This is a genomic window from Micromonospora antibiotica (assembly GCF_017599305.1).
Taxonomy (GTDB): domain Bacteria; phylum Actinomycetota; class Actinomycetes; order Mycobacteriales; family Micromonosporaceae; genus Micromonospora; species Micromonospora antibiotica.
The window spans coordinates 474,407-489,576 of sequence record NZ_JAGFWR010000001.1 but is presented as its reverse complement, the minus strand read 5'-3'; the positions used below and the strand labels follow the sequence as shown (position 1 = coordinate 489,576).

Annotated in this window: 12 protein-coding genes; 6 read left to right on the top strand and 6 right to left on the bottom strand. The window is 73.0% G+C overall.

Features of this window, described 5'->3' with window-relative positions:
* Positions 1–171: 171 nt before the first annotated feature.
* Positions 172–1,362, top strand: a complete 1,191-nt coding sequence (locus JQN83_RS02285) for a serine hydrolase domain-containing protein (protein WP_208565324.1) — start codon at positions 172–174, stop codon at positions 1,360–1,362.
* Positions 1,363–1,719: 357 nt separating this feature from the next.
* Here JQN83_RS02285 and purD read toward each other — a convergent pair whose 3' ends face one another.
* From purD to JQN83_RS02270, 3 genes are all read right to left on the bottom strand, one after another.
* Positions 1,720–2,970 (bottom strand): phosphoribosylamine--glycine ligase, encoded by a 1,251-nt coding sequence (gene purD / locus JQN83_RS02280; RefSeq protein ID WP_208565323.1) that lies wholly within the window; start codon positions 2,968–2,970, stop codon positions 1,720–1,722.
* Positions 2,971–3,324: 354 nt separating this feature from the next.
* Positions 3,325–4,269, bottom strand: coding sequence for a type IV toxin-antitoxin system AbiEi family antitoxin domain-containing protein (locus tag JQN83_RS02275; protein ID WP_208565322.1), 945 nt, complete (start codon positions 4,267–4,269; stop codon positions 3,325–3,327).
* Between the two features lie 201 nt (positions 4,270–4,470).
* Entirely contained in the window at positions 4,471–5,760 is a 1,290-nt protein-coding gene (locus tag JQN83_RS02270; RefSeq protein WP_208565321.1) for an adenylosuccinate synthase, read from the bottom strand.
* Between the two features lie 123 nt (positions 5,761–5,883).
* Between JQN83_RS02270 and JQN83_RS02265 the strand changes: the two genes are divergently transcribed.
* Together JQN83_RS02265 and JQN83_RS02260 are read left to right on the top strand one after the other, a co-directional pair.
* Positions 5,884–6,897, top strand: a complete 1,014-nt coding sequence (locus tag JQN83_RS02265; RefSeq protein WP_208565320.1) for a diacylglycerol kinase family protein — start codon at positions 5,884–5,886, stop codon at positions 6,895–6,897.
* A 79-nt stretch (positions 6,898–6,976) separates the two neighbouring features.
* On the top strand, positions 6,977–9,307 hold the full coding sequence (locus JQN83_RS02260) for a chromosome partitioning protein (protein ID WP_443674010.1): 2,331 nt from the start codon (positions 6,977–6,979) through the stop codon (positions 9,305–9,307).
* A 72-nt stretch (positions 9,308–9,379) separates the two neighbouring features.
* On the opposite strand, the gene JQN83_RS02255 is transcribed toward JQN83_RS02260, so the two are convergent.
* Positions 9,380–9,808, bottom strand: coding sequence for a DUF3151 domain-containing protein (locus JQN83_RS02255; RefSeq protein WP_208565318.1), 429 nt, complete (start codon positions 9,806–9,808; stop codon positions 9,380–9,382).
* Between the two features lie 352 nt (positions 9,809–10,160).
* On the opposite strand from JQN83_RS02255, the gene JQN83_RS02250 reads away from it, so the two are divergent.
* A complete protein-coding gene (locus JQN83_RS02250; protein WP_208565317.1) occupies positions 10,161–11,366 on the top strand; it encodes an LOG family protein in 1,206 nt (401 codons plus the stop codon).
* Positions 11,367–11,446: 80 nt separating this feature from the next.
* Here the strand turns inward: JQN83_RS02250 and fbaA are convergent, their stop codons facing one another.
* Positions 11,447–12,469, bottom strand: coding sequence for a class II fructose-bisphosphate aldolase (gene fbaA, locus JQN83_RS02245; RefSeq protein WP_208565316.1), 1,023 nt, complete (start codon positions 12,467–12,469; stop codon positions 11,447–11,449).
* Positions 12,470–12,612: 143 nt separating this feature from the next.
* Positions 12,613–12,996: a phage holin family protein gene (locus JQN83_RS02240; RefSeq protein WP_208565315.1), complete on the bottom strand. Its 384-nt coding sequence runs from the start codon at positions 12,994–12,996 to the stop codon at positions 12,613–12,615.
* 124 nt (positions 12,997–13,120) lie between these two features.
* Here JQN83_RS02240 and JQN83_RS02235 point away from each other — a divergent pair, with 124 nt between their 5' ends.
* Together JQN83_RS02235 and JQN83_RS02230 are read left to right on the top strand one after the other, a co-directional pair.
* Entirely contained in the window at positions 13,121–13,333 is a 213-nt protein-coding gene (locus JQN83_RS02235) for a hypothetical protein (protein WP_208565314.1), read from the top strand.
* A 103-nt stretch (positions 13,334–13,436) separates the two neighbouring features.
* Complete coding sequence (locus tag JQN83_RS02230; protein ID WP_208565313.1) at positions 13,437–14,987, top strand: LPXTG cell wall anchor domain-containing protein; 1,551 nt, start codon at positions 13,437–13,439, stop codon at positions 14,985–14,987.
* The last annotated feature ends 183 nt before the right edge of the window (positions 14,988–15,170 follow it).

The following is a 15,170-nucleotide window of genomic DNA, read 5'->3' as shown; positions in this document are numbered from 1 at the left end:
GTCTGCGGGCAGGGTCGACCTGGGTGCCGGGCGGGTCCGGGCGCGGGCACGGGCACGGTGGACGCTCGGCGGGCCGTCGGCCCCGGGGTGGTCTCCCCGAGCCGACGATCCGGGTGCCGTGGGGGGCTGTCCCCGATGCCGTCGCTCCCCGTGACCGGCAGGCTCGACACCATGAAGATCATGAATCGGCGTACGGTCCTCGTCGCCACCACGCTCGGCGCCCTGCTCGGCGTCACGGCACCCGGGACGCTCGCCTTCGCCGCTCCCACCTCCACCGTCGGTGACCGGCGCGCAGCTCCGGGCTGCCGGCCCGGCACCCTCGACCCGACCCCCGTCCGGCAGGCGATAGCCGGGCTGCCCGACGCCGACGCCACCAGCGCCCAGGTCAGGATCACCACGCCGGACGGCTGCTGGACCGGCACCACCGGCGTACGGGACCTGCGCAGCCAGCACCCCGCACCGCCACACGCCCGGTTCCGGGTCGGCAGCGTCACCAAGACCTTCACCGCGGCCATGGTGCTGCAACTCGTGGCCGAACGCCGGCTCGACCTCGACGCGTCGGTGCAGCGGCTCCTGCCGGGGCTGCTCCCCGCCGACTACCCGACGGTCAGCGTCCGGCAGCTGCTCGACCACACCAGCGGCCTACCCAGCCCCAGCGTGCCGGACGACATCGAGTGGCAACTCGCCCACCGGTACGACAGGTGGACCCCGCAACAGCTGGTCCGGCTCGGCCTCGACAACCCCCGCGAGTTCGACCCCGGCACGAGGCAGCACTACACCAACATGGGCTACATCGTCGCCGGGCTGCTCATCGAGAAGGTCACCGGCCACCCGTACGCGACGGAACTGGACCGGCGCATCGCCCGACCGCTCGGCCTGCGCGACACCTACGCACCGGGCGACGCCCTCCGCATCCGGGGCCCACACGCCCACGGCTACCAGGCAGTCGACCGGGACGGCCGGACGGAACTGGTGGACGTGACCACCTGGAGCCAGACCTTCACCCCGGCCGCCGGCAACATCATCTCCAGTCTCACCGACCTGGACACCTTCCTCACCGCGCTCTTCGCCGGTCGGGTGGTGCCGGCGGCCCAGCTCAGCACGATGTTCACCCTGCCCGGCGTGCCGGACGTGAGCGGTGGGCCGGCCCGCTACAGCGCCGGGCTCACCGCGTTCCCGCTGCCCGACGGCGAAACCCTGTGGATCAAGACCGGCTCCCGGTACGGCTACCTCGCCGGGACCGCCTCCACCCGGGACGGCCGCTTCCGGGTGGAATACTCGATCACCAGCACCGACGCCAAGGGCGAGGAACTCAGCGCCACCGCCCAACGGGTCATCGCCGCCGCCCTGTCCCTGCTCTGACGGCCGACCCGCAGGACAACCCGGTGGCCCCGGCGACCGCCCGCTGCGCCGGCGACGGCCCCTCGCCGCAACGGTGAACCGACCGCTGCTCGGGAACGGCCGCCGGTCGGGAACAGCTGCTGCCAGGGGGCGGCCGCCGGTCGGGAACAGCTGCTGTCCGGGGACGGCCGCTGCCAGGGAACGGGCCGCCCTCAACGGTGACCGGGCCGCCTCACTGGCGGCGGTCGGTCCGGGACAGCGAACTGGTCGCCGCACTGGCGTCGGTCTGGCGTCGGGCGGTGAGCCGACCACCGCCCCAGGAGCGATCCGCCGCGCTCAGCGTCGGGCGGGCTCCCCGGCCACCGCGCGGGCCGCAAATCAGTCCGGGACGGTGATCCGGCCGTCGATCGCGGTGGCGGCGATGTCGTTGCGGTGGTGCGAGCCGGCCAACTCGATGCCGCGTACCAGGGCGTAGGCGGCATCGCGGGCGGCGGTCAGGTCCGGGCCGGTGGCCGTACCGCAGAGGACCCGGCCGCCGGCGGAGACCAACGCGCCGTCGGCGGCCCGGCGGGCGGTGCCGGCGTGGATGACGCCCGGGTGGTCGGCACCGGTGATCACGTCACCGGTACGCGGGGTCGCCGGGTAACCCTCGGCGGCCACCACCACGGTGACGGCCGCACCGTCACGCCACCGCAGCGGCGGGTGCGCGGCCAGCGTGCCCGTCGCGGCGGCGTGCAGCAGCCCACCGAGCGGGGTCTGCAGCAACGCCAGCACCACCTGGGTCTCCGGGTCACCGAAGCGGGCGTTGAACTCGATCACCCGGGGGCCGGCGGCGGTCAGCGCCAACCCGACATAGAGCAGGCCGGCGAACGGGGTGCCCCGGCGGCGCATCTCGGCAAGCGTCGGGTGGACCACGTCGGCCAGCACCTCGTCGACCAGGCCCGGCGGTGCCCACGGCAGCGGCGCGTACGCCCCCATGCCGCCGGTGTTCGGGCCGGCGTCGCCGTCGCCGACCCGCTTGAAATCCTGCGCCGGCAACAACGGCAGGGCCGCCTCACCGTCGGTCACCACGAACAGGGAGACCTCGGGCCCGGACAGGTACTCCTCGATCACCACCCGGCCGCACTCCTGCGCGTGCCGCAACGCGACGTCCCGGTCGTCGGTGACCACCACGCCCTTGCCGGCGGCCAGCCCGTCGTTCTTCACCACGTACGGCGTGCCGAACTCGTCCAGCGCCCGCCCGACGCTCTCCGCATCCGTGCAGGTGTACGCGCGGGCGGTCGGCACCCCGGCCGCCGTCATGATCTCCTTGGCGAAGGTCTTGGAACCCTCCAGCCGGGCCGCCTCGGCCGACGGACCGAACACGGGGACGCCCTTGGCGCGTACCGCGTCGGCCACCCCGGCGACAAGCGGTGCCTCCGGCCCGATCACCACCAGGTCGGCACCGACCTCCACCGCCAACTCGGCCACCGCGACGGGATCGACGGCATCGACCTGCCGCAGCTCCGCCACACCCGCGATCCCCGGGTTACCGGGCGCCGCGAACAGGACCTCCACAGCCGGATCCTCGACCAACCCCAGCGCGAGCGCATGCTCCCGCCCGCCACCGCCCAGAAGAAGTACGCGCACGGCGACGAATCCTACCCACCCCTCCCCCACCCCACCGTGCCTCGCCCCCACCCCGCCCCCGCCCCGCCTCGCCCCCGCCCCCGCGCCCCGCCCCGCCTCGCCCCCGCCCCGCCCCGGTGATCAAGAGGTTTGCGTCAGATTAGAGATCAACTTTGACGCAAACCTCTTGATCACCGGCTAGGGCGGGTAGGGCGGGTGAGGGTTTGGGGTGAGGGCAGCGGGGTGGGTTGGGGCTCGATGGGGTGGGGGCTCGATGGGGTGTGGCTCGGTGGGGTGGAGGGAGGTGTGGATCCGGGGTGGGGCTCGGCGGGGTTGGTGGAATCCGGGGTGGGTGGAATCCGGAGTGGAGCGGGGTCAGTGTGGGGATTCGGGGTGGGGCGGGGTGCGGGTGAGGGACATGGCCTGGCGGACGGTGTGGGGAATGTAGTCCGGGCGGAGCGCGTCGGACCAGGTGAAGCGGAGGATCCGCCACCCCGCGTTGATCAGACGGTTCTGCCGGCGACGGTCGGCGAAGAGTGCCTCGGGGGTGCCGTGCGGGGCGGCACCGTCGGCCTCGGCGATCAGCCGCGCGGCCCGCCAGCCGAGGTCACCGATGCCGAGCAGGTGCCCGTCCTCGTCCCGGACCTCCTGTTGCAGGGTGTCGGGCGGGACTCCACCGTCCACGCAACGCAAGCGTGACCAGGTCTCCAGTGGTGACTGGGCGCGTCCGTCCACCTCGGCGAGGTGACTGCGGGCCGCCGGGGCACCTCGCCGGCCCCGGATGAGCGTCGGCGCGCTGGCCAGGTCCTCCGGGGTGACGAGTCCGCGGTTCAGTGCCGAGTCGAGCACGGACACCGCCGGGTACCGGTCGAGCCGGAGAATCATGTCCGTCACAGTGCGCAACGGCGAGGTCGTGAGGATGCCATCCACCTCGGCGAGGTCGCCCGGGGCCACAGTGAACTGGTGGACGACGAGCGTGGGGTCGGTGTGCCGTTGCGGTCGGGGTCGGTCCACCGGCACCGAGACGTGGACCGCGGGTCGGCGTGGCCCGGCGATGTCGTGCAGCAGGAGGGCGCTGTCGAGGACGGCGAAGGCGTCGGGGCCGAGGCTCGTCACTGCCGCCCGGATGCGGGCCCGCCGGGCGACCGCGTCCGGTGGCCGCCCGGTGGGCGCGTAGCAGCCACGGGACAGCCGCATCCACCGGCCGGAGCGGCAGAGCTGCCGGACATGGTCCCGGGTCAGCCCGGCCGCGAGGGCCTGCGTCGTGGTGACCATCCCGTCCTGCCTGAGGGCGATCCGACGGAGAATTTCGAGCGGCATCACCCCGCCACCCTCACGCCCCACCCACCCCCACTTCCACCCCTGTGGATAACCCTGTGGACAACCCCCGGGTTTCCACAGGTGATCAAGAGCTTTACGTCAACGAAAGGCCAATCCGTGACGCAAACCTCTTGATCACCGAGGGCGGAGCGGGACCGCGACGGGGGGTGGGGAGGGGGCCGGGGGGGGGAGGGGGCGGGGTTAGGGGAGGAGGGGGTGGCGGACTACGTTTTCTTCGCGGCCGGGGCCTACGCCTACGACGCTGACGCGGGTGCCGGTGAGTTCCTCGATGCGGGCGATGTAGCGGCGGGCGTTGTCCGGCAGCTCGTCCTCGGTGCGGGCCTTGCTGATGTCCTCCCACCAACCGTCGTGCTCTTCGTAGATGGGGGTGGCGTGGTGGAAGTCGGTCTGCGTCATCGGCATGTCGTCGAAGCGTTCGCCGTTGATCTCGTACCCGATGCAGAGCGGGACCTTGGGCAGGCCGGTGAGCACGTCCAGCTTGGTGATCACCAGGTCGGTGACGCCGTTGAGCCGGCAGGAGTACCGGGCGACGACGGCGTCGAACCAGCCGCAGCGGCGTTCCCGGCCGGTGGTGGTGCCGTACTCGTGGCCGACCTTGCGCAGGTGCTGGCCGTTGTCGTCGAACAGCTCGGTCGGGAACGGACCGGACCCCACCCGGGTGGTGTACGCCTTGCTCACCGCGATGACCCCGGTGATCGCGGTCGGCGGGATGCCCGCACCCACGCACGCCCCACCAGCCGTCGGGTTCGACGAGGTCACGAAGGGGTACGTGCCGTGGTCCATGTCGAGCATGGTGGCCTGGGCACCCTCCAGCAGCACCGTCTCGCCCCGGTCGAGGGCGTCCCAGAGCATCACCCGGGTCTCGGCGATGTACGGCCGCAGCCGCTCCGCGTACCGCAGGTACTCCTCGACGGTCTCCTCGACGTCGATCGCCTTGCGGTTGTAGACCTTGAACAGCAGCTGGTTCTTCTCGCGCAGCGCGAGTTCCAGCTTCTTGCGCAGGATGCCCGGGTCGAGCAGGTCCTGGAGCCGGATGCCCATCCGGGCGACCTTGTCGCCGTACGCCGGGCCGATGCCGCGCCCGGTGGTGCCGATCCGGGCCGAGCCGAGGTAGCGCTCCACCACCCGGTCCAGCGCCCGGTGGTGCGGCATGATCAGGTGGGCGTCGCCGGAGATCCGCAGCCGGGACACGTCCACCCCCCGCTCGGCGAGCCCGTCGATCTCGGCGAGCAGCACCTTCGGGTCGACCACCACCCCGTTGCCGATGACGATCATCGCGCTCGGGGAGAGCGCACCTGACGGCATCAGGTGCAGCGCGTACTTCTGCCCGTCCGGGGTGATCACGGTGTGGCCGGCGTTGTTGCCGCCGGAGTAGCGCACGACGTAGTCGACCCGCTCACCCAGCAGGTCGGTAACCTTGCCCTTGCCCTCGTCGCCCCACTGAGCGCCGATGAGCACGATCGCTGGCATCTTTTCCGCCTCCAGAAGGCTCGGGTGCCAGGTGGCGACCGGTTGGCGAGCCCGGGGTGTCAGGCTAACAAGTAGGAACGGCGTGGCCAGCAGGGGTTCGCGTCGAAGGTCAGGAGGCCCGGTTTGTACGACGTGGTGCTGCTCACCCTCGGCTCGGAGCGGGACGCTCCCGGTGGGGGCTGCGGCAGCGGCGACGGCTGCTGCGGCGGCACCTCCGACCCCACCGGGAAGCCGCCCGCCGAGCGGGACGGGGAGCGTTGCGAGACGCCCCGGGTGCCGGTGCTGGCCTGTGCGGACGCGTTGACCGCCCGGGGGGCCCGGGTGGAGACGGTCGTCGCCCGCTCCGACGCCGAGGTCGACGAGGTGCTGGCCCGGCTGGACGCCCCGGCCCGCCCCGACGGCCTCACCTGGCCCGACCCGGACAGCAAGGTCCGGCTGGTCGTCGCCACCGCCACCGACGCCCAGTTGCGCGCCGTCGTGCGCCGCCTGGTCCGCCGGTACGCCCCACCGCCGAGCCGTCGCCCCGCCGAACTGGCCGGCAACCGTACGGTGCCCGATCTGCCGCCGATCGGCGTACTCCCGCTCGATCCGGCCCGGGGTGGCCCGCACCGGGATCTGGCCGGGCAGCTCGGCCTGCCCCGGGACCCGGCGGCGGTGGCGGCGGCCGTGCTCGACGGCGGGGTGCGCCGCCTCGACCTGCTGCGCAACGACGGCGGCTCGGTGACCCTGGACGGTGCGCTGCTCGGCGCTGCCGACGACGCGGGCCGGCCGCTGCACTGGCGTGGCCGGGTGGAGGTGGACGACGCGGTGCTCACCGACGGCGCGGACCCGATCCTGGCCTGCGCGATCGGCAACGCCGGCGGGTACGCCACCCTCGACTCGCTGCCGTTGCTCACCGCCGGCGACCCGACCGACGGTCTGGTGGAGGTCGCGGTGGCCGTTCCCGTGCCGACCCGCTCCACGTTGGGTAGGAAGAAGAAGATCCGCTACGAGGTACGTCGGGCCCGGGGCCGGGCGGTGGCCGTGATCCCCCGTGACGAACGGGTGCCGTTCCTCGACGACGGGGTCGAGGGCGAGTTGAGCCGGAAGCGTTCCTGGTGGACCGAGCCCGGGGCCTGGGCGGTTTTCACGGGCTGACCACCCACCCGCGTCCGTCACCCGGCGTGACGGCAACGGGACGGCCTATCCTCGGCGGGAGGAATGGGGAGGAGCCGTGGTGGACGACAACGCCGACCGGGCAGGACTGCCCGGCCAGCCGCCGGTGCCGGAGCGGGACATCGAACCGCTCTGGCCGCCCGACCCGACCGAACCGGTGCCGCACTGGGCCGGTGAACCCCCGCCGGTCTTCCCGCCGACGGCGTACCCGTCGCTCGCGGCGGAGGTGACGCCGACGCCGGCCGACGGTGGTTGGGCCCCACCCGGTGACGGTTGGACGCCCACCCACCCGGAACCGACCCCCACCCCCACCCCCGCCCTCCCCCCGGGATACGACGTCCCCCCGGGATACGACGACCCGCCGAGGTACGACGACCCGCCGAGGTACGACGACCCACCCGGGCGGGCGGCGACGGGCCGGTCCGGGCGGGTGGACATCGACCTGCCCTTCTCGCTGGATCCGTCGCTCGCCGGCCCACCGGTGCCGCCGCCCGGCCCGGCCCGGGGGGCTGCTCCGTCGGCGCCCACGGACCCGCCCGACGGCCCACCCCACCCAGCCCCGCCGTCCCCTGCGCGTAACGCGACCGTCGTGGCGCACGGCACTGACCCGACCGAGTGGAATCTCGGCAGGTTCGGGCCCCTCCAGCGGCCGAGATCCACCCCGGTCCAGGAGCCCGGACCGGAGGCGGCGGCAGTCGTGGCGGCGGTGCCGGCACAGCCCGCAGGCCGAGGCGAGTCGCCCTGGGCGCTGCCGCCCCAGCGACTCGCGGTCGGCGTCGAGGAGTCGACCCCGACCGCTGCCGGACCGCCGCCGAGGCCCACCGCCCCCGACGCGGATCTCGGCCCCGCCGGACCCGGGCCCGGCCATACCGCCGCATCCGATCCGGCCCACCCCGACCCGGAGCACCTCGGCCCGACCTTCCCCGAGCCGGAGCACCTCAGCCCGACCCATCCCGGCCCGACCTATCCCGGCCCGGAACGCCTCGGGCCGGAGCGCCACGCGGCGGACGAGGCCGGACCGGACGCGCTCGACCCGACCGCCTCCGCGCCGGCCACGCCCGGACCGGCCGCTCACGGCCCAGGGTCGACCGGCCCGGCCGCCCACGGCCCCGGGCCAGCCGGGCCCGCAACTCCCGGACCGGCCGCCCACGGCCCCGGACCGACCGGACCCGCAACTCCCGGCCCGGCCGCCCACGGCCCCGGACCGACCGGACCCGCAACTCCCGGACCCGCCACCCACGGCCCCGAACCGACCGGACCCGCAACTCCCGGACCGGCCCGGCCCGGGGTGACGGGTCCCGGGGAATCCGGCCTGCTGCCCGGACCGCAGGTGCCCGGCGGCTGGCACCGGTCGTCGTGGCCGGAGCAGCCCCCGCCGGCCGGGACGGCACCGGCCGCCGGGCCCTCGGCGGCCTATCCCGACCCGGTGGGCTACCCGGAGCTGGGCTGGTCACCGGACAGCGGGATCGCGCCGACCGCCGAGGACTTCGCCCGCCGTCGGCAGATCCGGCCAGCCGACCCGATCGCCACGATGGGCGTACGGGCCGTGGTCAACCGGATCGGCCTGGTGAAACTCCCGCCGGGGCAGCACGAGCAGGAGGTGAAGCGGGACATCGAGATGGTGCGCCGCAACTTCGGCGGGCTGCGCCAGGTGACCGTGGTCAACCCCAAGGGCGGCGCCGGCAAGACGGTGGCCATCCTGCTGCTCGCCATGACCTTCGGACAGAAGCGCGGCGGTTACGTGCTGGCCTGGGACAACAACGAGACCCAGGGCACCCTGGGGATGCGGGCGCAGCAGGACTTCCACTCCCGGACGGTCCGGGACATGCTGCGTGACCTCGGGCAGTTCCAGGGGCCGCACGGCCGGATCGGGGACCTGTCGCAGTACGTCCGCTCGCAGGGCGAGGGGATGTTCGACGTGCTCGCCTCGGACGAGTCGGCCACCGGGGGCGAGATGCTGACGGCGGCGGCGTTCGCCGAGATCCGCGAGGTGGTGAGCCGGTTCTACAAGCTGATCTTCGTGGACACCGGGAACAACGTCCGGGCGCAGAACTGGCAGGCCGCGATGGACGCCACCGACCAGTTGGTGGTCACCATGTCGGCCCGGAACGACTCGGCGGAGACGGCCGCCCGGATGCTCGACCACCTGGAACAGAGCGGCCGGCACCGGCTCGTCCGGCAGGCGGTGACGGTGGTGTCGATGCCACCGTCGCGCAAGGAGATCGACCTGCCGGCCATCCAGGAACACTTCGCCGCCCGGACCAGGGCGGTGCTGCTCGCACCGTACGAGCGGCTGATCGACACCGGTGAGCCGATCCGGTACGGCGGGCTCTCCTCGGCCACCCGGGACGCCTGGTTGAAGATCGCCGCAGCGGTGGCCGAGGGGCTCTGAGCGGCCCGTAACCGTCGGCACCGGCCCACCCCGCACGGACTTGTCGGGGGCGGGCCGGCGTCGACCGGCCGGTCAGGCGCTGGCGAGGGCGTCCCCGGCCGCCGGGTCGCAGTCGCGGAGGAACTGGGCGCACCGGGCGGCCTCGTCCGCCTCGCCGATCTCCCCGGCGGCCCGGGACAGGACGTAGAGGCAGCGCAGGAAGCCCTGGTTCGGGGCGTGCGACCACGGGACCGGGCCGTGCCCCTTCCAGCCGCTGCGCCGCAACTGGTCCAGGCCACGGTGGTAGCCGGTGCGGGCGTACGCGTACGCGGCGATCACCTGACCGCCGTCGAGGGCACGGGTGGCCAGGGCCGCCCAGGCCGCGCTGTGGGTGGGAAAGCGGGCCGCGACCTCGGCGTACGCCTCGTCGGTGCCGTGCTCGGCGGCGGTGGCCAGCGCGGCGTCCGCGTCGTCGTGCGCGGGCAGGAGGGTGGCCGGAGGCTCAGGCAACAGGTTCTGCATCGCCCCATTCAACCCGCTTCGCCCTGCACCGCGCGAGGGGGTCGGGTGCATACGGTGGCTGAACGGTGGAGGTCTACGTCACGCCCGGGACCCTGTCGGGTGAACCCTCGGCCATCCGTACCGGCCCTGCGGTCGCACCGGCGACCCGCGCGGCTCGGGCGATCCACCCCAGCGGTCCCGCCGGTCGACCCTGCGGCCCATGCCGCACGAAGATATTTTCCACTACAACTATTGGTCCGGAGCCTCCCCAGGACCCGGTTACGCAGGAGCCCGGCGACCTCGGTCGCCGGGCTCCTGTCGTCGGTGCCCCTGCCGCCGCGCGGGGGTGGCGGGGTGGGGGCAGGATGGCGGGGTGCCGACCCCACCTCCCGCGGACGTCATCGCGCCGCACGACACCAGTCATGACGAGATCGAGACCCGGGCCGAGTTCGACCGGCACCTGGTCGCCGGCAGCCTCGCCGGGTTGACCGTGCAGGGGCTGCGCCTCGACCTCGATCCGGTTCCCGACCTGACCGCCACGGAGGTGACCGGGACCCTCTTCGTGGGTTGCCGGTTCGCCGGCCGGGAGGTCGGCGCGGACCTGGTCCGGCGCGGGGCGAACGTGGTGCCGCCCTTCTCCGGCCTGCCCTACCCGACCCAGCCGGCCCACCTGTACACCCCGACCGACCTGGCCGAGGGGTTCGCCGACGGCGGGTTCGCCGGGATGTACGACACCCGGGTCTACGAGCACTTCCGCGCCCACGGTGGCGCGCTGCCGGACGTGAAGGAGGCGCTCGGGCAGCGGTTGCACGACCACGGGGTGGACAACGCCCTGGCCGACGCGACCCGGACCTGGCTCGCCACCCACGGGCCGCAGTCGGTGGTGGGGGTGATGGGTGGGCACGCGGTGCCGCGCGGCAGTGTGCCGTACCGGATGGCGGCGGTGCTGGGCTGGGAGCTGGCGCGGGCCGACCGGCTGGTGGTGACCGGCGGCGGCCCCGGGGTGATGGAGGCGGCCAACCTGGGCGCGTTCCTGGCGGCCTGGCCGGCGCGGGAGTTGGACACCGCGATCGACCTCCTGGCGGTGGCCCCCGACTTCACCGATCACGACCGGTACACGGCCGCCGCGCTGGCGGTGCGGGACCGTTACGTCGCCACCGTGCCGCAGCAGCGCGGCCCCGGCCTGGACTGGGCCCGCTCCGGCGGGCTGGCCATCCCCACCTGGTTGTACGGGCACGAGCCGGCGAACCTGTTCGCCGGGCGGATCGCCAAGTACTTCTCCAACGCCATCCGGGAGGACACCATCCTGCGGCTGGCCCGGGGCGGGATCGTCTTCGCGCCCGGCCGGGCCGGCACCGTGCAGGAGGTGTTCCAGGCGGCGACGAAGACGTACTACGGCACGGACGGCGCGAGCGGGGCGTACGTCTTCCTCGACCAGGCGTACTGGACCCGGGAGTTGCCGATCGAGTCGCTGCTGCGCCCACTGTTCGCCGGGTCGCCGGCCGGTGACCTGTCCGCCAGCATCCACCTCACCGACGACGTCCACGAGGCCGTCCGGGTGCTCACCGCGACCGGCTGAGGTCCGTCCCGGTCACCGCCGCGACACTGACGGCCGGCTCCCCGGGCGGGGAGCCGGCCGTCGGCGGATACGCGGAAGGGTCACTTCATCCGGGTGCCGGTGGAGCGCAGGTGCTCGCACGCCTCGATGACCCGGGCGGCGAGACCGGCCTCGGCCAGCTTGCCCCAGGTACGCGGGTCGTACTGCTTCTTGTTGCCGACCTCGCCGTCGATCTTGAGGACGCCGTCGTAGTTGCGGAGCATGTGGTCCGCGACCGGCCGGGTGAACGCGTACTGGGTGTCGGTGTCGATGTTCATCTTCACCACGCCGTAGTCGAGCGCCTCCCGGATCTCCTCCAGCAGCGAGCCGGAGCCGCCGTGGAAGACCAGGCTGAGCGGCTTGTCCTTGCCGTACTTGGCGCCGACCGCCTCCTGGATCTGGTTGAGGATCTCCGGCCGGAGCTTGACGTTGCCCGGCTTGTAGACGCCGTGCACGTTGCCGAAGGTCAGCGCCGCCATGTAGCGGCCCTTCTCGCCCAGGCCGAGCGCCTCGACCATGGCCAGGCCGTCCTCGACGGTGGTGTAGAGCTTGTCGTTGATGGCGTTCTCGACGCCGTCCTCCTCGCCACCGACGACGCCGACCTCGATCTCCAGGACGATCTTGCCCTTGGCGGCCTCGTCGAGGAGCTGGGCGGCGATCTGCAGGTTCTCCGCCACCGGCACGGCCGAGCCGTCCCACATGTGCGACTGGAACAGCGGCTCCTGGCCGCCCTTCACCCGCTCCTGGGAGATGGCCATCAGCGGCCGGACGAAACCGTCCAGCTTGTCCTTCGGGCAGTGGTCGGTGTGCAGCGCGATGTTGACCGGGTACTTCTTGGCCACCTCGTGCGCGTACGCGGCGAACGCCACCGCACCGGTCACCATGTCCTTGACGGACGGGCCGGACAGGTACTCGGCACCACCGGTGGAGACCTGGATGATGCCGTCGCTCTCCGCGTCGGCGAAGCCCTTCAGCGCCGCGTTCAGGGTCTGCGACGAGGTCACGTTGATCGCGGGGTACGCGTACCGGCCGGCCTTGGCCCGGTCCAGCATCTCCGCGTAAGCCTCGGGGGAAGCGATGGGCATGTGAAAAGCTCCTTACTTACCGCTCTCGGCCGCGCTGGCCGCTGACTTCCATCGGTGCGCCGGACCGCGCTGTCCACCGTCGGCAGTATCCCGCAGGAGGCGACGGCGGGCACCACCGCCCCGGTGGCCGTCCACCGGTCGGCTCACCGGCGCTCCCACCGGTCCGGTACGGCGACACTGATCAACCAGGTCACCACGGCCATCACGATGGCCCCCCAGAAGGCGGCCCAGAAACCGTCCACCCGGAACGGCAGGTCGAGGGCGCGCGCGAGCCAATCGGTCAGCATGAACAGCAGGGCGTTCACCACCAGCGCGAACAACCCGAGGGTGAGCAGGTAGAACACGCAGCCGACCACCTTGATCACCGGCTTGAGGACCGCGTTGACGACGCCGAAGATCAGCGCCACCACCAGCAGGGTGAGCGCGGTGTTCGCGCCGTTGCGCCCGGTGACGTCGACCCCGGGCACGATCAGCGTGGTGACCCACAGCGCGATCGCCGTGATCACCAGTCGGATCAGGAAGCCCACCGACCCATCCTGACACCACCCGACGTCCCCGGTGGGACGTTCCCGCGTTCCCGCGCCCACCGGGCGACCTCCGCCACCAGCCCGTACGGTGGGGTGGACAGGCCGCCGGCACCAGGGAGGGACGATGGGTCAGCCCCACGAGGACTTCACCCCGAGCGACCACCTCGACCCGCAGGAACGCGACCCGGAGGCCGAGCCGGCCGACGCGGTCGAGCAGGCCGCCGTGGTCGGTCCGGACGAGACCGACGCGGAGCCGCACCGGGGGCTGGAGGTCGACGACTGGGACGCGATGGAGCAGGCCCGGGTGGTCACCGCCGACGAGGACGACTACCGCTGACGGTGCGGGCCGACCGACGACGTCCCGGCGTGGCGGGGCAACGCGGAGTGTGACCTGCGTGAGAGGCTGACCACTTTCCGTCACCCGCCGGGAGGTAGTCCTCATGCTTCGGCACCACCTACGGCGCTGGTTCGCCACCCTCGTCGCCGTCGGCGTGTTCGTCGGCACGGCCGCCACCCCCGCCCTGGCCGTTGGCACGTTCGTCTCCGCCGCCGCCGCGCCGACCGCAGCCGGCGCGGTGAAGATCGAATCGCGGAACCTGCTGGTCGCCCCCGGGCACGGCACCTCGGGTCAGGTCCGCATCGACATCACCCACCTCGCCGAAGGCGAGCCCTTCCACCTCGGCCTGGACCTATCCGAGCTGGACAAGGTCGGCCGCCTCACCACCTCGGGCGACGGCTGGAGTTGCGCCCAACCCGACAGGCACCTGCGCTGCACCGCCAAAAAAGGCAAGGCGGCCATGTCGAACGAGTTTCCCACCCTGTTCTTCCAGATCGACGCCCGGTCCGACGCGCCGTTGGACACCCGGGTCGAGCTTCGCTTCGACGTGACGTCGTCCGCGGCCAGCGGCACCCGGACCACCACGGTGACCGTCGTCGAGGGGGTCGACCTGCAGACCGCACCGAAGGCGGAGCTGAGCGTCGAACCCGGCGACCTGCTCGACGTCACCGGCACCGTGCGCAACGCCGGCCCCGGACCCGAACGCGGTGTCGTGCTCACCATGGATCCGGACTGGCTGTTGACGTACCGCGACAACTTCCGCAACTGCCGGTGGAGGGAGGGCACCCCGCTCGTCTGCCGTTTCGACACGGAACTCGAACCGGGCGTCACCTACCGCCTCTCGGATCCGCTGCCGTTCAGGGTGAACCGGATCGCCCGCAGCGGCCTGGTGCTGACCAACCGGCTCCAGTGGTGGACCACCGACGACTGGGCGTTGGTCGAGAACGACCCGACCGCCCCGAAACCGCCCGACACTCCCGGTAACGGCATCGAGCTGCGCCTGGTCGCCCAGCCGTCCGCGGCACGGACCGATCCCGCTGTCCGGAACAGCTGGACCGACGTCCGGGTGACCATCACCGGCGACCGGACGGCGGACGCCGCCGCCGTGGGCGACGAGGCCCGGGTGCGGGTCGGTGACCGGGTGAAGATGACGATCGGCTTCCGCAACCTGGGGCCGACGACCGTGGAGACGTGGCGGGAACAACCCCTGGTGCAGGTCGACATCCCGGACGGCCTGACGGTGGTCGACATCGTCTGGAACTGCTACCCGGTCACCGACGGGAAGTGGAACGGTGGCGACATAGGCGAGCCTGGTGCACCGTCCTACGGGTGCGGTGGTCCCGGGGACTTCGCCGATGCCGGGGAGACCTTCTCCTACGCATTGACGCTGCGCGTCGACCGGCTGACCCGACGGACCGCCGGGGCGGTGACCACCACCCTCGACGGTGACACCGATCACCGCAACGACCGGGCGGAGATCGTGTTCCTGCCGGCCGCCGACGGCAGTGCCGGTGGGGAACCGGACGGGGACGGTTCACTGCCGATCACCGGCGGCGCCGCCGCATCTCTCGCCGCACTGGGTGGGGGGCTGCTCGTTGCCGGCCTCGGCGGCTACCTGGTGGCCCGCCGTCACAGGACCCGCTTCGTCGCCTGATCCTCCTCCACCATCCGAGTCCCGTCGGCGACCCGGTCCGGCGGCTCGCCGCAACCGTCCACGGACCCGACCCGGCCGTTGTGTCGGTTCAGCCGGCCCGTTCGGCCCATCTCTGGACCCGCGCGGCATCACGGGCAGCACGGGAAGCGCGAGATCCATAGGATTCGCAGGCTTCGCTGCTCA